Annotated in this window: 19 protein-coding genes and 1 pseudogene; 8 read left to right on the top strand and 12 right to left on the bottom strand. The window is 73.9% G+C overall.

All coding sequences use genetic code 11. From position 1 onward, the window contains the following. Positions 1-156 precede the first annotated feature (156 nt). The gene (locus ACF1A5_RS23680) at positions 157-624 is read left to right on the top strand and encodes a hypothetical protein (protein ID WP_356184190.1); all 468 of its coding nucleotides are present in this window, start codon (positions 157-159) and stop codon (positions 622-624) included. Between the two features lie 310 nt (positions 625-934). Beyond that, positions 935-2434: an FG-GAP-like repeat-containing protein gene (locus ACF1A5_RS23685; RefSeq protein ID WP_392194853.1), complete on the top strand. Its 1500-nt coding sequence runs from the start codon at positions 935-937 to the stop codon at positions 2432-2434. Positions 2435-2469: 35 nt separating this feature from the next. On the opposite strand, the gene ACF1A5_RS23690 is transcribed toward ACF1A5_RS23685, so the two are convergent. After that, the gene (locus tag ACF1A5_RS23690; RefSeq protein ID WP_392194854.1) at positions 2470-2904 is read right to left on the bottom strand and encodes a DUF6299 family protein; all 435 of its coding nucleotides are present in this window, start codon (positions 2902-2904) and stop codon (positions 2470-2472) included. Positions 2905-3151: 247 nt separating this feature from the next. Between ACF1A5_RS23690 and ACF1A5_RS23695 the strand changes: the two genes are divergently transcribed. After that, complete coding sequence (locus ACF1A5_RS23695) at positions 3152-3346, top strand: DUF5999 family protein (RefSeq protein WP_392194855.1); 195 nt, start codon at positions 3152-3154, stop codon at positions 3344-3346. Here ACF1A5_RS23695 and ACF1A5_RS23700 read toward each other — a convergent pair. The 3 genes and pseudogenes from ACF1A5_RS23700 to ACF1A5_RS23710 form a co-directional block, all read right to left on the bottom strand. Further along, positions 3333-4209: pseudogene (locus ACF1A5_RS23700) on the bottom strand (alpha/beta fold hydrolase). The gene ACF1A5_RS23695 and the pseudogene ACF1A5_RS23700 overlap by 14 nt on opposite strands. Positions 4210-4271: 62 nt before the next feature. Continuing rightward, positions 4272-4670, bottom strand: a complete 399-nt coding sequence (locus ACF1A5_RS23705) for a RidA family protein (RefSeq protein ID WP_392194856.1) — start codon at positions 4668-4670, stop codon at positions 4272-4274. Next, positions 4667-5797: an acyl-CoA dehydrogenase family protein gene (locus tag ACF1A5_RS23710; protein ID WP_392194857.1), complete on the bottom strand. Its 1131-nt coding sequence runs from the start codon at positions 5795-5797 to the stop codon at positions 4667-4669. The genes ACF1A5_RS23705 and ACF1A5_RS23710 overlap by 4 nt, the downstream gene beginning before the upstream one ends. Positions 5798-5994: 197 nt before the next feature. Here ACF1A5_RS23710 and ACF1A5_RS23715 point away from each other — a divergent pair, with 197 nt between their 5' ends. Both ACF1A5_RS23715 and ACF1A5_RS23720 read left to right on the top strand, forming a co-directional pair. Continuing rightward, positions 5995-7626, top strand: coding sequence for an AMP-binding protein (locus ACF1A5_RS23715; RefSeq protein WP_392194858.1), 1632 nt, complete (start codon positions 5995-5997; stop codon positions 7624-7626). Position 7627: 1 nt separating this feature from the next. Next, positions 7628-8449: a PaaX family transcriptional regulator C-terminal domain-containing protein gene (locus ACF1A5_RS23720; RefSeq protein ID WP_392194859.1), complete on the top strand. Its 822-nt coding sequence runs from the start codon at positions 7628-7630 to the stop codon at positions 8447-8449. Between the two features lie 60 nt (positions 8450-8509). Here ACF1A5_RS23720 and ACF1A5_RS23725 read toward each other — a convergent pair whose 3' ends face one another. From ACF1A5_RS23725 to ACF1A5_RS23735, 3 genes are all read right to left on the bottom strand, one after another. After that, positions 8510-8926: a hypothetical protein gene (locus tag ACF1A5_RS23725; protein ID WP_392194860.1), complete on the bottom strand. Its 417-nt coding sequence runs from the start codon at positions 8924-8926 to the stop codon at positions 8510-8512. 131 nt (positions 8927-9057) lie between these two features. After that, positions 9058-11391, bottom strand: a complete 2334-nt coding sequence (locus ACF1A5_RS23730; protein WP_392194861.1) for a bifunctional salicylyl-CoA 5-hydroxylase/oxidoreductase — start codon at positions 11389-11391, stop codon at positions 9058-9060. Next, positions 11333-12160, bottom strand: a complete 828-nt coding sequence (locus ACF1A5_RS23735; RefSeq protein WP_392194862.1) for an enoyl-CoA hydratase family protein — start codon at positions 12158-12160, stop codon at positions 11333-11335. The genes ACF1A5_RS23730 and ACF1A5_RS23735 overlap by 59 nt, the downstream gene beginning before the upstream one ends. A 288-nt stretch (positions 12161-12448) precedes the next feature. On the opposite strand from ACF1A5_RS23735, the gene ACF1A5_RS23740 reads away from it, so the two are divergent. Then, on the top strand, positions 12449-12928 hold the full coding sequence (locus tag ACF1A5_RS23740; protein ID WP_392194863.1) for an ATP-binding protein: 480 nt from the start codon (positions 12449-12451) through the stop codon (positions 12926-12928). Here the strand turns inward: ACF1A5_RS23740 and ACF1A5_RS23745 are convergent. The 3 genes from ACF1A5_RS23745 to ACF1A5_RS23755 form a co-directional block, all read right to left on the bottom strand. After that, positions 12888-14354: an amino acid permease gene (locus tag ACF1A5_RS23745; RefSeq protein ID WP_392194864.1), complete on the bottom strand. Its 1467-nt coding sequence runs from the start codon at positions 14352-14354 to the stop codon at positions 12888-12890. The two genes, ACF1A5_RS23740 and ACF1A5_RS23745, sit on opposite strands and share 41 nt — an antisense overlap. A 114-nt stretch (positions 14355-14468) precedes the next feature. Beyond that, positions 14469-15476: an ornithine carbamoyltransferase gene (gene argF, locus ACF1A5_RS23750; protein WP_392194865.1), complete on the bottom strand. Its 1008-nt coding sequence runs from the start codon at positions 15474-15476 to the stop codon at positions 14469-14471. Positions 15477-15653: 177 nt separating this feature from the next. Then, the gene (locus tag ACF1A5_RS23755) at positions 15654-16883 is read right to left on the bottom strand and encodes an arginine deiminase (protein WP_392194866.1); all 1230 of its coding nucleotides are present in this window, start codon (positions 16881-16883) and stop codon (positions 15654-15656) included. 134 nt (positions 16884-17017) lie between these two features. On the opposite strand from ACF1A5_RS23755, the gene ACF1A5_RS23760 reads away from it, so the two are divergent. Beyond that, on the top strand, positions 17018-18130 hold the full coding sequence (locus ACF1A5_RS23760; RefSeq protein WP_392194867.1) for an SPFH domain-containing protein: 1113 nt from the start codon (positions 17018-17020) through the stop codon (positions 18128-18130). Then, positions 18127-19026 (top strand): hypothetical protein, encoded by a 900-nt coding sequence (locus ACF1A5_RS23765; RefSeq protein ID WP_392194868.1) that lies wholly within the window; start codon positions 18127-18129, stop codon positions 19024-19026. The genes ACF1A5_RS23760 and ACF1A5_RS23765 overlap by 4 nt, the downstream gene beginning before the upstream one ends. Before the next feature lie 35 nt (positions 19027-19061). Here ACF1A5_RS23765 and ACF1A5_RS23770 read toward each other — a convergent pair whose 3' ends face one another. Together ACF1A5_RS23770 and ACF1A5_RS23775 are read right to left on the bottom strand one after the other, a co-directional pair. Further along, entirely contained in the window at positions 19062-21632 is a 2571-nt protein-coding gene (locus tag ACF1A5_RS23770; RefSeq protein WP_392194869.1) for a polynucleotide kinase-phosphatase, read from the bottom strand. Next, a complete protein-coding gene (locus ACF1A5_RS23775; RefSeq protein WP_392194870.1) occupies positions 21629-23143 on the bottom strand; it encodes a 3' terminal RNA ribose 2'-O-methyltransferase Hen1 in 1515 nt (504 codons plus the stop codon). Before ACF1A5_RS23775 ends, ACF1A5_RS23770 begins: the two co-directional genes overlap by 4 nt. Positions 23144-23217 lie beyond the last annotated feature (74 nt).

Raw genomic sequence — 23217 nt, forward strand, 5'->3', positions numbered from 1 at the left:
GCTCCACGCCAACAACCGTGCGCGGGCGGCCAACGACACCCGGCCCCGGCGCCGGGAGCATCGTGCGTACCGGATCGTCGCCGTGCGTCGTCCGGTGAAGCGCGTGAAGTACATGGAGCGCACACAGCGCATGAGCCTGGAAAAGGAGCACCTGCAATGTCCTCGTCCTTGCTGCGCCGGTCGGCACTGCTCGCCGGCGGTCTCGCGGTCGCTGTGACGCCGCTGCTGGCGTCGTCGCAGGTCTCGGCCGCACCCGCGGCCGGCGGCCCCACCGGCAAGTCGGTGTCCGCGTCCGGCTGGTGTCACTACGCCAAGCCGTGGGGCGGCACGTTCTACTGCAAGAGCGACGTCAAGATCAAGCTGCCGAACGGGTACTGGCAGGCGTTCGTCATCGGCACGAACAAGGGCGCCTACACCCAGTGGAGTTCACGCTCGGGGCTGAGCGGCTGGAAGCACCTGGACAACGGCTACTGCACCAAGCCCGGACACCATTCGATGGACGTCTGGGACACCCGCGGCTGGTCGTTCAACGTCACCTGCATCGGCCTCAACGGCAAGCGCTACTACGACCACCGGTACGCCAACGGTCACTGGAGCGGCTGGATCACCAAGCGTATTCGCTGACCGGGGCGGCGAGTTCGTGCCCTGCGGCTTCGGGGAAGCCGCAGGGCACGTTCGTGTGCCCGCGGCTCGGCCGACGGGATCGACGGGCGAATGGCCCGGGAAGGTGGTGGGGGCGGAGGTGGGTTCCTCTGCGTCCTCCGGGGCACCTGCGGTGTCCGGGGCACCTGCGTCCTCCGGGGCGCGGTGTGACGTCCGACCGGTTCTGTGCGCTTGATCAGATACCGCCCCGGAAGGGTGGGGCATACACGGAACTGACGTGGGGTGGGCTGTGGGTCGCCGGAGAAGGCGTGTGTGGCGGGGAGCGGCGCGGATGGGGAGCGTGTGGCTGACCGGCGGGGTCGTCCTGGCGGCCGGGGCGGGGGCCGTCACGTACGCCGTCGCGTCTCCGGTGGCTCCGGCGCGGGCGGCTTCTGTGGGCGGACCCCCGGTGCGGGCCGGGGAGTTGAGGGGGCGCGGCGCGCAGACCGTGCCCGCCCCGCCGGGGCGCGCTCGCCCGCACCCCGCTCCGCCCACCTCCGACTACAACCGCGACGGCGTCCCCGACCTCGCCGCCGGTACTCCCCGGGCCGGCTCGGTGACGGTGGTCCCGGGTGGTGTGGGCGGCCCGGCGGCGAGGTCGGGGAGGACGCTCACCCAGAACAGCGCGGGCGTGCCCGGCTCGAGCGAGCCCGGTGACGGCTTCGGCGCCGCCACCGCCTGGGGCGACATGAACGGCGACGGGTACGCCGACCTCGCGATCGGCGCCCCCGGTGAGGACGGCACGAGCGGCCGCGCCGACCGCGGCGCGGTCACCGTGCTGTACGGCCCGGGGCTCGACAGCGGGTTCGCGTACAGCACCTCGGGGGCGGTCGCGGCGGCCGGGGCGAGACTCGGCTCGGCGGTCGCGGTCGGCGACTTCGACGGCGACGGCACGGGCGACGTGTTCTCGGCCGGCACCGGCCACGGCGGCAACTGGACCGTCCGCCTGAGCGGCGGCGCCACCACCTCCGGCACGCTCACCCGCGCCACCGGCCCGGTCGCTCGTCCGGACGCGGTGAGCGGCGACTTCGACCGGGACGGCTACGCCGACGTCGCCCTCACCTACCTCGACGCGGGCGGCGTGGGGCGCGTCGTCCGGTTCACGGGCTCGGCCACCGGCCTGACCGAGGCGGGGGCCCTCGCCGTCAAGGGCGGCCGGTCGCTCGCCGCGGGTGACATCAGCGGCGACGGCTACGACGACATCGTCCTCGGCCAGCCCTACGCCTCCGAGTCCGGCGGTGCGCCCGGCGGCCAGGTCTCCGTGCTCCTCGGCACCGCGCACGGCCTCACCACGGCCGGCCTGAAGGTCGTGCGGCAGGACGGTGTCGGTGTGGCGGGGGCCGACCGGCCGGGCGACGCCTTCGGCGCCTCGGTCGCCGTCGGCGACGTCGACGCCGACGGTCACGCGGACGTGCTCGTCGGCGCGCCCGGACAGGCCTTCACCCGCGACGGAGTCCGCCGCGACGGCGCCGGTCAGGCCACCCTCCTGCGGGGCACCGCGACCGGTGTGACGGTCTCGGGCTCGTTCACCCTCTGCCAGGACACCCCAGGAGTCCTGGACTCCACCGAGAAGGGCGACCGGTTCGGCTCCGCCGTGGCCCTCGCGGACCTGTCCGGCACCGGACGCGCCGGTCTCGTCCTGGGCGCGGAGGGCGAGGACGCGGGCGACGGCCTGCTCCTGTACGTCCCCGTGGACCGCGCCGGTTTCGGCCTCGCGCGGACCGCCGCCCTGCGCGCGACCGCCCTGGGGGGACCTGGCGGAGCCCGTCTCGGGCAGACGCTGGCGCCGTGACCCCGGCAGGATCCGGCAGCGAGGTCCCCGACGCGTCAGCCGTTCGTCAGCGTCACGTCCTGCCGGCTCACCGCGTGGAAGCGGGGGAGCAGAAGCAGGCCGCTCGGGGCGAGTTCGGTGACGGTCGCCTCGACGCGGGCGGGGCCGGCCCGGAGCGCCTCGGCGGAGGGCAGCCCGGTGTTCGTCCAGCGGTGCTCGGCGCCGTCGCACACGGCGCGGGTGCCGCCGATGCCCTGCTGCGTGGTGGAGGAGCCCTGGCCGACGGAGGAGCTGACGAGGGCGACGCCCGCGGCTCCGGTGCAGCGGTAGGTGCCGGAGAGCATGACGGTGCCGTCCGCCGCCAGACGGCCCGCCGGGTCGACGGTCACGGTCTCGGACGGGTCCGCGGTCGCGGGGGCGGCGGGCGCTGCGAGCAGCAGCGCGGCGGCGACCGCGCCGAGGGCGCCGAGGCGGGGACGGCGTACGGGCATGGAAGGACCTCCCGGGGGTGACTGGAACGGAGGTCCAGTGGTACCCGGCGCCCACACCGGCGGCCGTGATCCTCACCCCTTCGGTGGCGTGTCCGCCCCGGTCCCGCCCCGAACGTCGGTGAACGGTCCGTGCCGTGTCCGCGTGTTGTCACGCTTCGCGCCGGCCCGTTCCGCCGGGCCCCTAACGGGCGCATGGTCGGAGGTACGGGCGGTCGTACCGGCCGTCCGGCCGATCTGGAGGTGCGCCATGTGTTCCCACCGGTTCTCGTGCCCCGCCGCCGACTCCGGCGCCCCGCACATCGTCGCCGCCCACCCCGAGCAGGGCTGGAGCCTGCGGTGCGACGGCGCGATCGTCTTCGACGACACCGGTGAGCTGCTGCCCGACGGCCGGGTGGTCGCGCCGCACCGGGGGCCCGCCGGGCGGCTCGTCATGGCCGCCTGACCCGCCCGACCCGCCGGACCGCTGCCGACGGTCGCTTCCCCGTCCCCGCGACGAACTCCCGCAGTACGGAGACGAGTCGTTCCGGCCGGTCCTCGGCGATCAGCGTCCGGCTGTCGTCGGTCTCCACCAGGAGCCCCCTCGCGAGGAGTTCGGCGAGGCGGCGGCCGTGGGCGCGGGGCATCATCAGGTCCTCGGTGGCCCGGACGACGAGTGCGGGTCCGTCGAACTTCCGCAGTCCCTCGGCGGCTTCGAGCAGTTCGGTCCTGCGGATGTGCGTGTTGTAGTGGCGGAAGTCCCGCCGGATCGCCGGGTCGGTGCGCAGCGGGCGCAGCCAGCCGTCGACGATCTCGTCGGGTACGGGACGCTTGGTCGGGGAGCCGATGCCGACGGGCAGGCGGCGCAGCGGCGCGAGGCCCAGGACGCGGACCAGGAGCGGCAGGGCGCCGGGCACCCGGCAGGCCCCGCCGAACATCCTCCCCGGCAGGCCGGGCGGGTAGTTGTCGAAGGCCTCGCAGGAGACGAGGACGAGCCGGGCGAGCCGCTCGGCGTGCCGGACCGCCACCGTCTGGGCGCGGCCGCAGTCGTTCTCCACGAGGGTCACGTCCGTCAGGCCGAGCCGGTCGAGGAACTCGGCGATCAGCTCGATGACGAGGTCGGGGGTGGGCGGCCGGTCCAGGGGCCTGCGGGGGGCGCCGTAGGGCAGGGTGGGGGCGATCACCCGGTGGCCGGTGCGCAGACCGGCGGTGACCTCTCGCGCCACACGGTGGAGTCGTGGACCAGCCGTGCAGGAGGACCACGACCGGGCCGTCGCCGCCCGTGTCCTCGTACTCGACGGTCCCCGCGGAGAGCCGGATCTCGGGCATGACGGCATGTCAGGCCCTGGGGTCCGTACACCGGACTGCCTTTGTCCGCCCGGCCCGGAAGATCAGGACAGCACCGCGAAGCCGTCGAGTTCCACCATCGCCTTCTCGTCCCACAGGCGAACGACCTCGACGACGGCCATGGCGGGATACTCGCGGCCCGCCAGCTCGCGCCAGATCGCGCCCAGTTCGGGGGCGTGCGCGCGGTAGGCGGCGAGGTCGGTGGCGTAGACCGTGACGCGGGCGAGGTCGGCGGCGGTGCCGCCCGCCGACCGCAGCGCGGTGAGGAGGTTGGCGAGGGCCCGCCGGAACTGCTCCGGCAGCGTCTCGCCGGTGACCTTGCCGTCGGTGTCGAGGGCGGTCTGGCCCGCCAGGAACACCAGGCGGGAGCCCGCGGCGACGACGGCGTGCGAGAAGCCGGTGGGCGGGGACAGCTCGGGCGGGTTCACACGTTCGGCGGTCACTGGCCGTCCTCCGGGGTCGCGTACAGCTCCTTGGCGATGATGCCGCGCTGCACCTCGCTCGCGCCCTCGTAGATGCGGGGCGCGCGCACCTCGCGGTAGAGGTGTTCGAGCAGGTGGCCGCGGCGCAGGGCGCGCGCGCCGTGCAGCTGGACGGCGGCGTCGACGACGTACTGCGCGGTCTCGGTGGCGAGCAGCTTGGCCATCGCGGCGCGCCGGGGGACGTCCGGGTCGCCGTCGTCGTACGCCGTGGCCGCCGCGTAGACCATCAGGCGGGCGGCCTCGGTGCGCAGCGCCATCTCGGCGACCTGGTGGGCGACGGCCTGAAGGTCCTTCAGGCGGCCGCCGAAGGCGTTCCGTCCGGCGGTGTGGGCGACGGTCGCGTCCAGCGCCGCCTGGGCCATGCCGACCGCGAAGGCGCCGACGCTGGGGCGGAAGAGGTTGAGGGTGCCCATCGCGACCCGGAAGCCGCGGTCGGCCTCGCCGAGCACGTCGTCCGCCGTGACGGGGACGCCGTCGAAGCGGAGGGCGCCGATGGGGTGCGGGGAGAGCATCTCCAGGGCACTGCCGGTGAGGCCGGGGCGGTCGGCGGGGACCAGGAAGGCGGTCACGCCGCGGGAGCCGGCACCGGGCGTGGTGCGGGCGAAGACGGTGTAGAGGTCGGCCTCGGGGGCGTTGGAGATCCAGCACTTCTCCCCGGTGAGCCGCCAGCGGGAGGGGCCGTCCGGCCGGGCGGCGAGGGAGAGCGCCGCCGCGTCCGAGCCCGCATCCGGCTCGCTGAGCGCGAACGCCGCCACCGCGCTGCCCTCGCTCACCCGGGACAGCCACCTCTCCCGCTGGGCGGGGGTGCCGTGGGCGTGCACCGGGTGGGCGCCGAGGCCCTGGAGGGCGAGGGCGGTCTCGGCCTCGGTGCAGGCGCGGGCGAGGGACTCCCGCATCAGGCACAGGTCCAGGGCGCCGGAGGTGAACAGGCGCTCCAGCAGCCCGAGCCGGCCGAGTTCGGCGACGAGCGGGCGGTTGACGCGTCCGGGTTCGCCTTTCTCGGCGAGCGGGCGCAGCCGGTCGGCGGCCAGGGCGCGCAACTCGGCGCACCAGGCGGTTCGTTCCGGTCCGAGCGCGAAGGCGGGCATGGCCGGTCCTCTCTCCCCGAATCTCCCCGAAGGCCCCGTGAGGTGCCCGTGAGCGGTTCACGGGCGCCCGGCGGGGACGCGGCTCCCCCGACGTTATCGCGCACCATTGACTGTCGTCACCAACACGATACGCTCCGGGTGCGAGCCCACCACGACGCCCACCGGGGCGGCCCACCACGGCAAGGGGGCGAACTGCCATGGACCCCACCAGGGACGGCACCGGATCGACGGCCTCGGCCCACGTCGACACCTTCGCGCGCGACCACCTCCCGCCCCCCGACCAGTGGCCCGAGCTCCACTTCGACCTGCCGGAGCTGCGCTACCCCAACCGGCTGAACTGCGCCGCCGAGCTGATGGACCACGCAGATCCGGGGCGCCCGGCGTTCCACTTCGCCTCAGGGGAGACCTGGACCTACGGCGAGCTGCGCACCCGCGTCGACCGGATCGCGCACCTCCTCACCGGCGACCTCGGCGTGGTCCCCGGCAACCGCGTCCTGCTGCGCGGGCCCACCGGCCCGTGGCTGGCCGCCTGCTGGCTGGCCGTGCTGAAGGCGGGCGCGGTGGCCGTCACCGTGCTGGCCCAGCAGCGGGCGCACGAGTTGAGCACGATGTGCGAGATCGCCCGGATCAGGCACGCGCTGTGCGACGTCCGGGCGGTGGACGACCTCGCCAAGGCGGAGGTGCCGGGGCTCGCGATCACGACGTTCGGCGGGGACGCCCCGGACGACCTGCTGAACCGCCCGGCGCCCGAGGATCCGTATCCGGCGGTGGGCACCGCGGCCGACGACGTGGCCCTGATCGCCTTCACCTCGGGCACCACCGGCCGGCCCAAGGGCTGTATGCACTTCCACCGGGACGTGCTGGCCATCGCGGACACCTTCGGGCGGCATGTGCTGCGGGCCCGGCCGGACGACGTCTTCGCGGGCAGTCCCCCGCTGGGCTTCACCTTCGGCCTCGGCGGGCTGGTGGTCTTCCCGATGCGGGCCGGTGCCAGCACCGTGCTGCTCGAACAGGCCGGCACCCGGCAGCTGCTCCCCGCGATCACGCGGCACCGGATCTCGGTGCTGTTCACCGCGCCGACGGCGTACCGTGCGATGCTCGACGAGCTCGACGACCACGACATCTCCTCGCTCCGGCGCTGCGTCTCGGCCGGCGAGAACCTGCCCGCGGCCACCTGGCACGCCTGGCACGAGCGCACCGGGATGCGCATCGTCAACGGCATCGGCGCCACCGAGCTGCTGCACATCTTCATCTCCGCCGCCGACGAGGACATCCGCCCGGGCACCACCGGAGTGCCGGTGCCCGGGTGGCGCGCGCGGGTGCAGGACGAGCACGGCGTCGTGCTGCCGGACGGGCAGCCCGGTCTGCTCGCCGTGCAGGGTCCCGTCGGCTGCCGCTACCTCGCCGACCCACGGCAGCACGACTACGTGCGCGGCGGCTGGAACATCACCGGCGACAGCTACGTCCGCGAGCCCGACGGCTATTTCCGCTACGTCGCCCGCGCGGACGACATGATCATCTCCTCGGGGTACAACATCGCCGGCCCCGAGGTCGAGGACGCGCTGCTGCGCCACCCCGACGTGCTGGAGGCGGCCGTCGTCGGGCGGCCCGACGAGGCGCGCGGCCAGATCGTGGTGGCCTGCACCGTCCTGAAGGAGGGCGCCGCGCCGGACGCGGAGGCGCTGCGCGCGTATCTCAAGTCGACGCTGGCGCCGTACAAGTGCCCGCGCGAGATCGTCTTCATGGACGCGCTGCCGCGCACGGCCACCGGCAAGCTCCAGCGGTTCCGGCTGCGTACCGACGGCGGGCCGGTGTCACCGACGGCCTAACATGATCAACGTGTCCGAGCAGCACGTACAGCACGCCCCGAGGTCCCTCATCGTCACGTTCTACGGCGCCTACGGCCGCTTCGCTCCGGGGCCGGTGCCCGTCGCGGAGCTGATCCGGCTGCTGGCCGCGGTCGGGGTGGACGCGCCCTCCGTGCGCTCCTCGGTGTCGCGGCTGAAACGGCGCGGACTGCTGGTGCCGGCCCGCACGGCGCAGGGCACGGCCGGATACGAACTGTCTGCCGAGGCACGGCAGTTGCTCGACGACGGCGACCGCCGTATCTACGCCGCGGCACCCCCCGGGGACGAGGGCTGGGTGCTCGCCGTCTTCTCCGTGCCGGAGTCGGAACGGCAGAAGCGGCACGTGCTGCGCTCCCGGCTGGCCGGGCTCGGCTTCGGCACGGCGGCGCCCGGCGTGTGGATCGCCCCGGCCGGGCTGTACGAGGAGACCCGGCACACCCTCCAGCGGCTGCGCCTGGACCCGTACGTGGACTTCTTCCGCGGCGAGCACCTGGGCTACACGCCGACCGCCGAGGCGGTGGCGCGCTGGTGGGACCTGCCCGCGATCGCCGCGCAGCACGAGGCGTTCCTCGACTCCCACGCGCCCGTGCTGCGCGCCTGGGACAAGCGCCCCGACACCCCGCCCGAGGACGCCTACCGGGACTACCTGCTCGCCCTGGACTCCTGGCGCCACCTGCCCTACGCCGACCCCGGCCTGCCCGCGCGCCTGCTGCCCGGGGACTGGCCGGGCGCCCGCTCGGCGGCCGTCTTCCGCGGGCTGCACGAGCGGCTGCGGGACGCGGGGGCGGAGTTCGTCGGGGTGTGAAGAGGCCCGCCCCGCGGTCTGCGGGCCTGCCCGGCGCCGTGAGGGGCTCTCCGGATGCCCTCAGAAACGGCGCAGCCGGGCCGCCACGCCATGTCCGGCCGCCAGGTAGATCACCGCGGGCAGGCCGTAGTTCAGGACCACCCGGAGGTTCTCCGTGTCCATCGTGAAGATGTCCTGCGACCACCAGGCCAGGACGTCGGCGACGTCCTGGACGAACCGGACGAACACGTTCCCCTGGTTGGCCTCGAAGAGGTACAGGACGATCCACAGCGCCAGGAACGCCGCCGCGACGTCGGCGATCGAATGGATGACCAGAGCGGTGCGCCGGGTGCCCGAACCGTCCCCGCGGCGCTGCCGGCCGGTACCGGCCGACTGGTAGGGGGGCTGGTACGCGGGCTCCGCGTACTGCGGTTCCGGGGCCGCGGGCGGGCCGTAGCCGTATCCGGGGGGCTCGGGGAAGGGCCTGGGGTCACTCATCGCAGTCTCGGTCTCTTTTCGGTCATTCGCATCGACCAACCGAACCTAGCCAGCCGACCCTGAACGCGCGGTTCAGGAATCGTGCGGATCGCGTGGAAGGCGTGTGACCGGAACTGTGCGTTCCGTCGGCCTCACCCGTCCAGGGTCAGCCGCGGCTTGGGGGCGTCCAGGCGGCCGGTCTGCGGTCGCCGGCTGCCCGCCCGGTAGGGGGCCGGCCAGAGGGCACCGGGGCCCTCGTAGCCCTGCTCGGCGGCGGCGTGCAGCGTCCAGTGGGGGTCGTAGAGGTGGGGGCGGGCCAGCGCGCACAGGTCCGTACGCCCGGCCAGGATCAGGGAGTTGACGTCGTCCCAGGAGGAGATCGCGCCGACCGCGATCACCGGGACGCCGGTCTCGTGCCGGATGCGGTCGGCGAACGGCGTCTGGTACGAGCGCCCGAACTCGGGTCGTTCGCCGGAGACGACCTGCCCGGTCGACACGTCGATCGCGTCGGCGCCGTGCGCGGCGAAGGCGCGGGCGATCGCGACGGCGTCGTCGGCCGTCGTCCCGCCCTCCGCCCAGTCGGTCGCGGAGATGCGCACGGTCATGGGCCGCTCCCCCGGCCACACCTCCCGGACGGCGTCGAAGACCTCCAGCGGGAAGCGCAGCCGCTTCTCCGGCGATCCACCGTAGGCGTCGGTGCGGTGGTTGGTCAGCGGGGAGAGGAAGCCGGAGAGCAGATAGCCGTGCGCGCAGTGCAGTTCGAGCAGGTCGAAGCCGGAGCGGGCGGCCCGCCGGGCGGCGGCGGTGAACTGCTCGCGGATGTCCGTGAGCTGGGCCCGGGACAGGGCGCGCGGGGTCTGACTCTTCGGCGTGTACGGCAGTGCGGAGGCGGCCACCAGCGGCCAGTTGCCGTCCTCCAGGGGCTCGTCCATGCCCTCCCACATCAGCCGGGTCGAGCCCTTGCGCCCGCTGTGGCCGAGCTGCACGCCGAGCGCGGTGCCCGGGGCCTGCCGGTGCACGAAGTCCGTGATCCGCCGCCAGGCCCCGGCCTGTTCGGTGGTCCACAGGCCGGCGCACCCCGGGGTGATCCGGCCCTCCGGGCTCACGCACACCATCTCGGTCATCACCAGTCCGGCGCCGCCGAGCGCCCGGGCGCCCAGGTGGACGAGGTGGAAGTCGCCGGGCACGCCGTCCACCGCCGAGTACATGTCCATGGGCGAGACGACGACCCGGTTGCGCAGGGTCAGTCCGCGCAGCCGGAAGGGGGTGAACATGGGGGGCGTACCGGGCGGGCAGCCGAACTCGCGCTCCACGGACGTGGTGAAGCGGGCGTCCCGCAGCCGCAGGTTGTCGTGGGTGACCCGGCGGCTGCGGGTGAGCAGGTTGAAGGCGAACTGGCGGGACGGCTGGTCCAGGTACAGCGCGAGGTTCTCGAACCACTCCAGGCTGGCACGGGCGGCCCGCTGGGTGGAGGCGACGACCGGCCTGCGCTCCTCCTCGTAGGCGGCCAGCGCCCGCTCCGGGGAGTCCTGCTCCTGAAGGCACGCGGCGAGGGCGAGGGCGTCCTCGACGGCGAGCTTGGTGCCGGAGCCGATGGAGAAGTGGGCGGTGTGGGCGGCGTCGCCGAGGAGGACCACGTTGCCGTGCGACCAGCGTTCGTTGACCACCGTACGGAAGGTGGTCCAGGCGGAGTTGTTCGAGCGCAGCGGGCGTCCGCCGAGCGCGTCGGCGAAGATCTTGGCGCAGCGCTCGATCGACTCCCGCTCGTCGGTGTCCTCGAACCCGGCCGCTCGCCAGGCCTCCTCGCGCATCTCGACGATGACCGTGGAGAAGTCGGCGGAATACGGGTAGCCGTGGAGCTGCATCACGCCGTGCTCGGTCTCGGCGATCTCGAAGCGGAAGGCGTCGAAGGCGAAGTCGGCGGCCAGCCAGATGTACCGGCAGCGGTGGGCGGTCACCCGGGGGCGGAACGCGTGGGCGAGGGCCTCTCGGGTGGCGCTGTGCACGCCGTCGGCGGCGACCACCAGGTCGTACGCCTTCGCGAGCCGGGCCGGGTGCGGCGCCTCGGTGGAGAAGCGCAGTTCGACACCGAGGGAGCGGCAGCGCTCGTGCAGGATCGCCAGCAGCCGCCGCCTGCCGAGCGCGGCGAAGCCGTGCCCGCCGGAGGTGTGCCGGGTCCCCCGGTGCACCACGTCGATGTCGTCCCAGCGGACGAACTCCTCGCTCAGCGCCTGGTACACGACCGGGTCGGCGTGCTCGATGCCGCCGAGCGTCTCGTCGGAGAGCACCACCCCGAAGCCGAAGGTGTCGTCGGGGGCGTTGCGCTCCCAGACGGTGACCTCGCGGGCCGGGTCGAGGCGCTTGAGCAGCGCCGCCGCGTACAGACCTCCTGGACCGCCGCCGATGACCGCGACCCTCACCGCCGGGTCACCTCCCCCGCCACTTGGGCGGCCGCTTCTCGGTGAAGGCGGCGTGGAACTCGGCATAGTCCTCGCCGTTCATCAGCAGCGCCTGGGTGGCGGCGTCCATCTCGACCGCGGCAGCCAGCGGCATGTCCAGTTCGGCAGTGAGGAGGGCCTTGGTCTGGGCGAGGGCGAGGGCGGGGCCGTCGGCCAGGCGGCGGGCCAGCGCCTGTGCGGCCTCGTCGGCGCGGCCCTCCTCGGTCAGCTCGCTGATCAGGCCGATCCGCTCGGCCTCCGGGGCCCGCACCGGCTCGCCCAGCATGAGCAGCCGGGTGGCGTGACCGAGTCCCACGACCCGGGGCAGCAGATAGGCCGCGCCCATGTCGCCGCCGGACAGGCCGACGCGGGTGAAGAGGAAGGAGAAGCGGGCCGAGGGGTCCGCGACGCGGAAGTCGGCGGCCAGCGCCAGCACGGCTCCCGCTCCGGCGGCGACCCCGTGGAGCGCCGCGACGACCGGGAAGGGGCACTCCCGCAGGGCGCGCACGACCTGCCCGGTCATCCGGTTGAAGTCGAGGAGGCCGGCCGTGTCCAGGGACAGGGTGGCGCCGATGATCTCGTCCACGTCGCCGCCGGAGCAGAAGCCGCGCCCCTCGCCGGCCAGCACCAGGGCGCGGACGGCCCGCTCGCGGGACAGCTCGGCGAGCAGGTCGCGCAGGTCGGCGTAGGCGCCGAAGGTGAGCGCGTTGAGCTTCTCGGGGCGGGCGAGGGTGACCGTGGCGACGCCGTCGGTGATGTCGACGCGCAGATGGCGCCACGGGGAGGTGCGGCCGGCGGAGCCGGTGAAGGGACTCATGTCGTGCGGCCTCCTCGGGGGCGGGCTCGCTGCGCTCTCCCTCCGAAGTTATCACTCATCCGTGACTGTCGTCACGAGTGCGCGATACGGCCCGTCGCGATGCGGCCGGGACCGCCGCTTCGTCACGGGACGTCGACAGCGCGGTAACGACCGGAGCCGTCGCGGGAGGGGGCCCCTTCACCCGGGTAAGCCGTCCGGTGCCGGGGTCGCGGCCCCCGGACGGGGCCCGCCCGGAGGCTTCGGCACCGGGCGCCGTACCATTCCTGAGGTTGAAAGCAGGACAGCCTGATGGTGATCACTGGGACGCCCTGCGCCACGAACGGACTCACCTTGCACGAACCCTCCTCCGCCTCCGCCTCCTGGCGCGTCGCGCTGCCGCACACGGTCGCCGCCGTGCCCGTGGCCCGCGCCCTGGTCCGTACGGCGCTGGCCGAGCTGGAACACCCGGCGGACCACGACACCGCGGAGCTGCTGACGGCGGAACTGGTGGCGAACGCGGTGGAGCACACCGCGGGCAGGGGCCCGATCGAGCTGGTGGTGGAGCTGCTGCCGAACGGCTGCCACGTCGAGGTGCACGACCCGGACCCGGCGCCGCCCGGCGGCCTCGCCCGTCCCGGTCTGACGGCGCCGGACCCCTGGCAGGAGCACGGGCGCGGTCTGCTGCTGATCCGCGCCCTGAGCTCCGCCTGCGGACACCGCCCGACCTCGTCGGGCAAGGCGGTGTGGTTCAGACTGCCCGCGCCGCCGTCCCGGCTGCGTCCGGCGTGACCTCCGCCCCGTCCGTCGCGTCGTCCCGGGCCGGGGCGGCCAGGCGGGAGTGCCGGCGGCCGTAGCCGACGTACACCAGCAGGCCTGCCGCGAGGAACGCGGCGAACTGGAGCCAGGTCGTCCAGCCGGTCTCGTACATCAGGTACAGGCAGAAGGCGACGCCGAGCAGCGGCACCACGGGGTAGAGCGGCACCCGGAAGCTGCGGGTCAGGCCGGGCTCGCGGCGGCGCAGCGCGATCACCGCGATGTTGACGACGGCCATGACGGCGAGCGTGCCGATGGTGCACAGGTTGACCACCGCGTCCAGGGAGGCGAAGGCCGCCGGGAGCGCGAAGACGAGCGCGACGATCAGGGTGCCGGCGACGGGCGTGGCGGTGCGCGGCGAGACCTTCTCGAAGACGCGCGGGACGAGCCCGTCCCGGGACATCGACATCAGGATGCGGGTCTGGCCGTACATCACGGCCAGCACCACGGAGGCGATGGCGACGACCGCACCGAAGGCGATCACACCGCCGCCGACGCCGGAGCCGGTGACCACGTCGACGACGTAGGACAGCGCGGCGGGCCGGCCGCCGACCTGGTCGCCGCCGACGGCGCCGATCGCGGCGAGCGCGACGGCGCAGTACAGCAGGGTGACGATGCCCATGCAGACCATGATCGCCACGGGGACGTCCCGGCGCGGGTTCTTCGCCTCCTCGCCGGCCGTGGTGATCGCGTCGAAGCCGATGTACGAGAAGAAGGCCGCCGTGGTGCCCGCGCCGATGCCGCCGAGGCCGGCCGGGGAGAACGGGGTGAGGTTGCCGTCCTTGAAGGCGCTGTAGCCGACGGCGCAGAACGCGGCGAGGATCACGAGCTTCAGGACCGCCATCGCAGCCGTGGCGCGGGCGCTCTCGCGCACCCCGCGCACGAGCAGCACGGAGGCCATCGCGATCACGATCACCGCCGGGAGGTTCACTACCCCGCCGTCGCCGGGACCGGCGGAGAGCGCGGCGGGCAGCTGCATGCCGGTGAGACCGTGCAGCAGTTCGTTGACGTACTGGCTCCAGCCGACGGCGACCGCCGAGATGGAGACGCCGTACTCCAGCAGCAGGCACCAGCCGACCAGGAAGGCGGTGCCCTCGCCGAGTCCGGCGTAGGCGAAGGAGTACGACGATCCGGAGACCGGGATCGCGCCGCCCAGCTCGGCGAAGGAGAAGGCGGTGAACACGCAGGTGATCGCGGCGAGGACGAAGGAGACGACGACCGCCGGGCCGGCCTGGGCGACCGAGTCGGACAGGCCGACGAAGATGCCGGTGCCGACGATCGCGCCGACGCCGAAGCAGATCAGCTGGAACAGGCCCATCGTGCGCTGGAGGCCGTGGCCTTCCCGGTCGGCGCCGGATTCGGCCACCAGGAGCGCGGGGGACTTGATACGGGGAGCGGGCATGGAGGGTGGTGCTCGTTTCTGGTGGTGCGGGTGCGACGGGGTTGGCGCCGCACGGCGACCGCGGAAGGGGTGGCTCCGGGGTCGCCGGTCAGGATACGGGCTGATCCCGGCAGGTCAGGCCAGGGTGGCGACGAGGACGGCCTTGATGGTGTGCAGCCGGTTCTCCGCCTCGTCGAAGACGACCGAGTGGGCCGACTCGAAGACCTCGTCGGTGACCTCCAGGGAGTCCAGGCCGTGGCGCTCGTGGATGTCCCGGCCGACCTTGGTGCCGAGGTCGTGGAAGGCGGGCAGGCAGTGCAGGAACTTCACGTCCGGGTTGCCGGTGGCGCGCAGCACGTCCATGGTCACGGCGTACGGCGCGAGGGCCCCGATGCGTTCGTCCCAGACCTCCTGCGGCTCGCCCATGGAGACCCAGACGTCGGTGGCGACGAAGTCCGCGCCCGCCACGCCCTCGGCGACGTCCTCGGTGAGCGTGACGCGGGCGCCACTGGAGACGGCCAGCTCACGGGCGCGGTCGACGACCTCCGCGGCGGGCCAGTACGACTTCGGGGCCGCGATGCGCACGTCCATGCCGAGCAGGGCGCCGGTGACCAGGTAGGAGTTGCCCATGTTGAAGCGGGCGTCGCCGAGGTAGGCGAGGGTGATCTCCCGCAGCGGCTTGGCGCTGTGCTCGGTCATGGTGAGCACGTCGGCGAGCATCTGGGTGGGGTGCCAGTCGTCGGTCAGCCCGTTGTAGACGGGCACTCCGGCGTGCGCGGCGAGCTCCTCGACGGCGGCCTGGCTGTCGCCCCGGTACTCGATCGCGTCGAACATCCGGCCGAGTACCCGGGCGGTGTCCTTCACCGACTCCTTGTGCCCGAGCTGCGATCCCGACGGGTCGAGGTACGTCGTCGAGGCGCCCTGGTCGGCGGCGGCGACCTCGAACGCGCAGCGGGTGCGCGTCGAGGTCTTCGCGAAGATCAGCGCGATGTTCCTGCCGCGCAGGTACGCGGTCTCGGCCCCGGCCTTCTTGGCGGCCTTCAGTTCCGCGGCCAGCTCGACGAGACCGCGGAACTCGTCCGCGGTGAAATCGAGCTCCTTGAGGAAGTGGCGGCCGGCGAGGGCGGTCGGGACAGTCGCCATGAGGGGCGCTCCAACGGTTCAGGAACAGGGATGATGGAATTCTATACGACGCACAGAATTTATATACACCCACCCCCACCGCCCGCCCGGTCTCCCGTCTCCCGCCCCGCCTCCCGTCGGCCGCCTCGACTCCGCCGGGCATCTCGTGCCGCCGGCCGCCTCGCCCCCGTCGGCCCCTCAGGCTCCCACGGCGTCGCGCTGCACCGGACAGCTCATGCAGCGCGGGCCGCCCCTCCCCCGGCCCAGCTCGCTGCCCGGGATCTCTATCACCTCGATGCCCTGCTTGCGCAGATGCGTGTTGGTGGTGGAGTTGCGCTCGTAGGCGACGACGACGCCGGGCTCCACGGCGAGGACGTTGCAGCCGTCGTCCCACTGCTCGCGCTCGGCCGCGTGCACGTCCTGGGTCGCGGTGAGGACCCGGATCTCGCTCAGGCCGAGCGCGGCCGCGATCGCCCGGTGCATGTGCTCCGGCGGATGGTCGGTCACCTTCAGCTCCTTCTCCTCGGAGCCCGGCTCGATGGTGTACGAGCGCAGCATGCCGAGGCCGGCGTACTTGGTGAAGGTGTCGCCGTCGACCATGGTCATGACGGTGTCGAGGTGCATGAAGGCCCGCCGCTTGGGCATGTCGAGCGCGACGATCGTGCGGGCGGAGCCGGCCGCGAACAGCTTGTGCGCGAGCATCTCGACGGCCTGCGGCGTGGTCCGCTCGCTCATCCCGATGAGCACCGCGCCGTTGCCGATCACGAGCACGTCCCCGCCCTCGATGGTGGAGGGGTAGTCGGCCTGCCCCTCGGACCAGACGTGGAACGTTTCGTCACGGAAGAGGGGGTGGTGCCGGTAGATCGCCTCGAAGTGCACGGTCTCGCGCTGCCGGGCGGGCCAGCGCATCGCGTTGATGGAGACCCCGTCGTAGATCCAGGCGGAGGTGTCGCGGGTGAAGAGGTGGTTGGGCAGCGGGCCCAGCAGGAAGTCGTCGAGGTCCATGGCGTGGAAGCGCACGGACGTCGGCTCCATGTGGGCGTACAGGAATTCCCGCTTGGTCATGCCGCCGACGAGGGCCTCGGCCAGTTCCGGCGCGGGCAGCGTCTCGAAGGCGGCCCGGAGGTGGTCGGTGGCGAGCGGGCCGTACTCCTTCTCGTCGAAGACACGGTCCAGGACCAGGGACCGGGCGGCCGGGATCGCCAGCGCCTCGGTCAGCAGGTCGCCGAAGAGGTGCACGGCGACCCCTCGGTCGCGCAGCACGTCGGCGAACCCGTCGTGCTCGGTGCGCGCGCGGCGCACCCAGAGCACGTCGTCGAAGAGAAGGGCGTCCTTGTTGCTGGGGGTGAGCCTTTTGAGCTCGAGATCCGGCCGGTGCAGGATGACGCGGCGCAGCCGCCCGGCCTCGGAGTCGACATGGAGTGCCATGCCTCCATCCTGACCATCGGGGGCCCGGTTCACCCCCTGCTCGCCCGTATCCGCCCCGGTCAGTTTTCGTCCCCTTGACGACAAGTGCGGCCGCCGATTATCGTCATGGCGACGAGAATCGAGGAGGGGGCCACATGGCCGACATCACCCGGCGCCTGGGCCTGCGCCACCTGCGCAGCGCGCCCACGGCGCACATCCGTCACCACCGGGCGGGCCGGCTGGTCCACGACGGCCCCGGGCTCAGCTTCTGGTTCCGCCCGCTGGCCGCGGCCCTCTCCGAGGTGCCGGTGGACGACCGCGAGCTGGCGATGACCTTCCACGCCCGCACCGCCGACTTCCAGGACGTGACGGTGCAGGCGACGGTCACCTACCGCGTCGGCGACCCGGCCGTCGCCGCCGCACGCCTCGACTTCTCCGTCGACCCCGACACCGGGATCTGGCGGGGCGCGCCCCTGGAGCAGCTGGGCACGCTGCTCACCGGGACCGCCCAGGAGCACGCGCTGGCCGTCCTGGCCCGTACGCCGCTGTCGGCCGCGCTGACCGACGGGGTGACCGCGGTGCGCGAGCGGGTCGCGGCGGGGCTGGCCGCGGAGCCCCGGCTGCCCGCCACCGGCATCGAGGTGGTCGCCGTCCGGGTCGTGTCGCTGCGCCCGGAACCCGAGGTCGAGCGCGCCCTGCGCACCCCCGCCCGCGAGCAGATCCAGCAGGAGGCCGACCGGGCGACGTACGAACGGCGGGCGGTGGCCGTGGAGCGGGAGCGGGCGATCGCCGAGAACGAACTGGCGAGCAGGATCGAACTGGCCCGCCGCGAGGAGCGGCTGGTCGAGCAGCGGGGCACGAACGCCCGTCGCGAGGCCGAGGAGCAGGCGGCGGCGGACGCGGTCCGGGCCGACGCGGAGGCGGCCCGGACGGTACGGCTGGCCGAGGCCGAGGCGGTCCGCACCGGACAGCTGGCCGAGGCGGAGGCCGCGCGCACCGAGCGGCTGGCCGAGGCGGAGGCCGCGCGGGCGGTCCGCATGGCCCGCGCCGAGGCCGAGGGGGCGCGCGCGGTCGGCGAGGCCCGCGCCGAGGCACGGGCCGCCTGGCTGCGGGTGCACGGGGAGGCCGGGGTGGACGGAGTGACGACCCTGCAGGCGCTCACCGGCACCCGGCTGGCCGAGAACCTGCCGCGCATCGACAGCGTCACCGTGTCGCCGGACGTGCTGACCGGGCTGCTCGCCCGGCTCGGCGCCGGGGAGCGGGCGTGAGCCTGGCCCCGCGGGCGGTGATCGTCCACCGCACCACGGAGTACGAGGAGTTGGTGGCCCACCACGGCACGCACGGCCAGGCCGCCTTCTTTCTCTCCTCCCGCGGGCGGTCCGTCGAGGAGGTGGCCGCACGGCACCGCCGCACGCACAGGGCCCTGGCGGAGGTGGCCGCCGGCATCCCGCTCACCTGGCGGCAGACCCGGGTGGAGCGGGCCGACCTGGACCGCTTCCTGTTCGCCCCTCAGGACGTGGTCGTCGTGGTCGGGCAGGACGGGCTGGTGGCGAACGCCGCCAAGTACCTGGCGGGGCAGCCGGTCCTCGGCGTGGACACGGACCCCGGCCGCAATCCCGGCGTGCTGGTACGGCACCGGCCCGGGGACGTGGCGGCCCTGCTGCCCGCCGCGCTCGCCGGGGGCGCGGACGTCGAGGAGCTCACCATGGTCGAGGCCGTCGCCGACGACACCCAGCGGCTGGTGGCCCTGAACGAGATCTATCTGGGCGCGGCCGGCCACCAGACCGCCCGCTACCGCCTGGGCCTCGACGGCGACGGGGGTGTCGCCGAGGCCCAGGCCTCCTCGGGGGTGCTGGTGGGCACGGGCACCGGGGCGACCGGCTGGCTGCGGTCGGTGTGGCAGGAGCGGGGCGGCCGGCTGACCCTCCCCGCGCCCACCGAGGAGCGGCTGCTGTGGTTCGTCCGCGAGGCCTGGCCCTCCCCCGCCACCGGCACCTCGCTGGTGGCGGGGGACCTTCCGGGCCCGCGGCGGCTGAGCCTCACCGTCGAGTCGGAGCGCCTCGTCGTCTTCGGCGACGGGATGGAGGCCGACTCCCTGGAACTGACCTGGGGCCAGTCGGTACGGGTGGGCGTGTGCGGCCGGCGGCTGCGGCTGGTGGGCTGACGGCCCGGCCGTCACAGCCTCCGGTGCACCGGCCGTCACAGCCTGGGGTCCACCGGCTCCGACTCCAGGGCCAGCACCCCGAAGACGGCCTCGTGCACCCGCCACAGCGGCTCGCCGTCGGCCAGCCGGTCCAGCGCCTCCAGGCCGAGGGCGTACTCGCGGATCGCCAGCGAGCGTTTGTGGTTCAGGAACCTCCGGCGCAGCCGGGCGAGGTTGTCCGGGCGGGTGTACTCGGGACCGTAGATGATCCGCAGGTACTCCCGTCCGCGGCACTTGACGCCGGGCTGGACCAGGCGGCCCTCCGGGCCGCGCACCAGCGCGGCGGCCGGCTTGACGACCATGCCCTCGCCGCCGCGGCCGGTCATCTCCAGCCACCAGTCGACGCCCGCGCGGACCGACTCCGGGTCCGCCACGTCGACGTGAAGGCGGCGGGTCGTGCGCAGCAGGCCGGTGCCGTCGTGCTCCACGAGCCGGTCGATCAGCGCGAGCTGTTCGACGTGCGGCAGGGCGGCGAGGCTGCGGCCCTGGGCGGCGAGGATCTGGAAGGGCGCCAGGCGGACGCCGTCCAGGCCGTCGGTGGTCCAGCAGTACCGGCGGTAGGCGGCCGTGAACGCGGCCGCGTCCAGGGCCCGTTCGCTCTGGCGGGCGAGCAGGTCCGTGACGTCGACGCCGCGCTCCGCGGCGCCCCGCAGCGCGGCCAGCGCGTCCGGGAACACCGCGCCGGAGGCCGCGCCCACCGCCGCGTACTGGGTGCGCAGCAGCCCGGCGGCCTTCAGCGACCACGGCATCAACTCGGCGTCCAGCAGCAGCCAGTCGCCCGCCCCGGGGGCGACGTCGGAGGGGGCGAGTTCCTCCCACAGGCCCGCCTCGGTGACCGCCGTGCGCAGCCGGGCGAGGATCTCCTCGGCGACGGCCCGGTCGTCGAAGAACGGCCTGCCGGTACGGGTGTAGAGGGAGCCCGTGACACCGTCCGCGCCGAACCGGCGGCGAGCCGTCTCCTCGTCCCGGCACACCAGGGCGACAGCCCGCGAGCCCATGTGCTTCTCCTCGCACACGACCCGCTCGACGCCGTCCTCCCGGTACTGCGCGAAGGCCTCCAGCGGGTGCTCCAGGTAGCCCTCGACGTGCGAGGTCGGCGTCGGCGCCATGGTCGGCGGGAGGTACGGCAGCAGGCGCGGGTCGACCGCGAAGCGGCTCATGACCTCCAGGGCCGCCGCCGCGTTCTCCTCGCGCACGGAGATCCGGCCCGCGTGGCGGGTCTCCACCACCCGCCGGCCGTGCACGTCCGCGAGGTCCAGCGGCCGCCCCTCGTGCCCGCGGGGCGCCTCGGTGCGCAGCGGCCTGGCCGGCTCGTACCAGACCCGCTCGGCCGGTACGTCGACCAGCTCCCGCTCCGGCCAGCGCAGCGCCGTGAGCCGGCCACCGAAGACCGCGCCGGTGTCCAGGCAGAGGGTGTTGTTCAGCCAGCCGGCCTCCGGCACCGGGGTGTGGCCGTAGACCACGGCCGCCCGGCCGCGGTAGTCCTCGGCCCACGGGTAGCGCACCGGCAGGCCGAACTCGTCGGTCTCGCCCGTGGTGTCGCCGTACAGCGCGTGCGCGCGCACCCGGCCGGAGGTGCGTCCGTGGTACCTCTCGGGAAGTCCGGCGTGGCACACGACGAGTCGGCCGCCGTCCAGGACGTAGTGGCTGACGAGACCGTCGAGGAACTCCCGGACCTGGCGCTTGAACTCCTCGCTCTCGCCCTCCATCTGCTCGATGGTCTCGGCGAGCCCGTGGGTGTGCCGGACCTTGCGGCCCCTGAGGTAACGCCCGTACTTGTTCTCGTGGTTGCCGGGCACGCACAGCGCGTTGCCCGACGCCGTCATCGACATCACCCGGCGCAGCACACCGGGGCTGTCCGGTCCTCGGTCGACGAGGTCGCCGACGAAGACGGCGGTACGGCCCCCGGGGTGGACGCCGTCGACGTAGCCCAGCTTGCCGAGCAGGGCCTCGAGTTCGGCGGAGCAGCCGTGGACGTCGCCGACGATGTCGAACGGTCCGGTGAGGTGGGTGAGGTCGTTGAAGCGCCTCTCGGTGACGACCGAGGCCTTCTCCACCTCCTCCACCCCGCGCAGGACGTGCACCTTGCGGAAGCCCTCACGCTCCAGGCCGCGCAGGGAGCGGCGGAGTTCGCGGGTGTGCCGCCGGATCACCCGGCGCGGCATGTCCGCCCGGTCGGTGCGGGCCGCGTTGCGCTCGGCGCACACCTCCTCGGGCACGTCGAGCACGATGGCGATGGGCAGGACGTCGTGCCGCTTCGCCAGGTCGACCAGCAGGCGGCGGGAGTCCTGCTGCACGCTGGTGGCGTCGACGACGGTGCGGCGGCCGGCGGCGAGGCGCTTGCCGGCGATGTAGTGCAGGACGTCGAAGGCGTCCCGGCTGGCGCTCTGGTCGTTCTCGTCGTCGCAGACCAGGCCGCGGCAGAAGTCCGAGGAGATCACCTCGGTGGGCTTGAAGTGCCGCCGGGCGAAGGTGGACTTGCCCGAGCCGGAGGCGCCGACGAGGACGACGAGGGAGAGGTCGGTGACGGGCAGGACGCGTCCTGCCCGGTTCGTGTTCTCGCTCATGCTGCCTCCGCCTCCTTCTCGTCGTCGCTCGTACGCGTCTCGTCGTCGCTCGTACGCGTCTCGTCCTCGCTCTTCCGCAGCCGGAACACGGCCATCTGGGTCGGCGGGCCCACCTCGGGGTCGTCGGGGCCGACGGGCCGGAACTCCACGGTGTAGCCGTGCCGTTCGGCGACCGCCGCCGCCCAGGCGCGGAACTCCTCACGGGTCCACTCGAAGCGGTGGTCGCCGTGCCGGACGTGCCCGGCGGGCAGGCTTTCCCAGCGGACGTTGTACTCGACGTTGGGGGTGGTCACGAGGACCGTCCGCGGGCGGGCCGCGCCGAACACGGCGTACTCCAGGGCGGGCAGCCGCGGCAGGTCGAGGTGCTCGATCACCTCGCTGAGCACGGCGGCGTCGTAGCCCTTGAGCCGGGCGTCGGTGTACACGAGCGAGCCCTGCAGGAGCCTGACGCGGGCGGCCTGCCGCTCCCCCATCCGGTCCAGCCTCAGCCGCCGGGAGGCGATGGTGAGCGCCCGCGCCGACACGTCGACGCCGACGATCTCGGTGAACCGCGGGTCGATCAGCAGCGCCCGCACCAGCTGTCCCTGGCCGCAGCCGAGGTCGAGGACCCGCGCGGCGGCGGCCTCCTCCAGCGCCGCGACGAGGGCGTCCCGGCGCTGCACGGCGAGCGGTGCCGGCCTCTCCTCCGTCTCGGTCTCCGCCGCCACCGCGTTGTCGAGCTCCTCGACCTCGCTGTCGTCGGTCTCGGCCAGCCGCAGCAGTTCCAGGCGTTCCCGCGCCTGCCGGGTGAGGGACCAGCGGCGGGACAGGTAGCGGCTGGTGATGAGCTGCTGCTCCGGATGGCCGGGCAGCCAGCCCGCGCCGGCCCGCAGCAGCTTGTCCACCTCGTCGGGAGCGACCCAGTAGTGCTTGGCGTCGTCGAGGACGGGGAGCAGGACGTAGAGGTGGCGCAGGGCCTGCGCGAGGGTCAGCGTCTCGGCGTCCAGGGCCAGGCGCACGTAGCGCGAGTCGCCCCACGCCGGGAACTCGGCGTCCAGGGGAACGGGTTCGGCGGTGACCGTCCAGCCGAGCGGCTCGAACAGCCGCCGTACGAGACCGGGGCCGCCCCGGGCGGGCAGCGCGGGGATCTCGATGCGCAACGGCCTTGGCTGCGCAGGCAGTTCGGGGCGGGCGTGGCACGTGCCGCGCATCGCGCTGGAGAAGACGCGGCTCAGGGCCACCGCGAGCAGTGAAGAGGCCGCGTAGGGGCGGTCGTTGACGTACTGCGCGAGCGCCGCGTCGGGGGCGCCGCCGCGGCCCTTGCCCTTGCCGCGCCGGACCAGTGCCACCGCGTCGACCTCCAGCAGCAGCGCCGCGGTGCAGCGCCGGACGTCCGCCTCGGGGTAGAGGACGTGCGCGGTGCCCAGGGACGTCGAGAACGCCTGCGATCGGTCCGGGTGCTTGTGCAGCAGGAAGCCGAGGTCGGTGGCCGGGCTGCCGGGGGTCCCGGTGGTGGTGACGGTCAGGAACACGGTGGGCCCTCGATGTGCGGTGGGCGGAGACGGAGCGGGCGCGCCTCGTGGCCTGTCCGGGCTCACACATGCGT

The sequence above is a fragment of the Streptomyces sp. NPDC014864 genome (assembly GCF_043081525.1).
Lineage (GTDB): Bacteria > Actinomycetota > Actinomycetes > Streptomycetales > Streptomycetaceae > Streptomyces.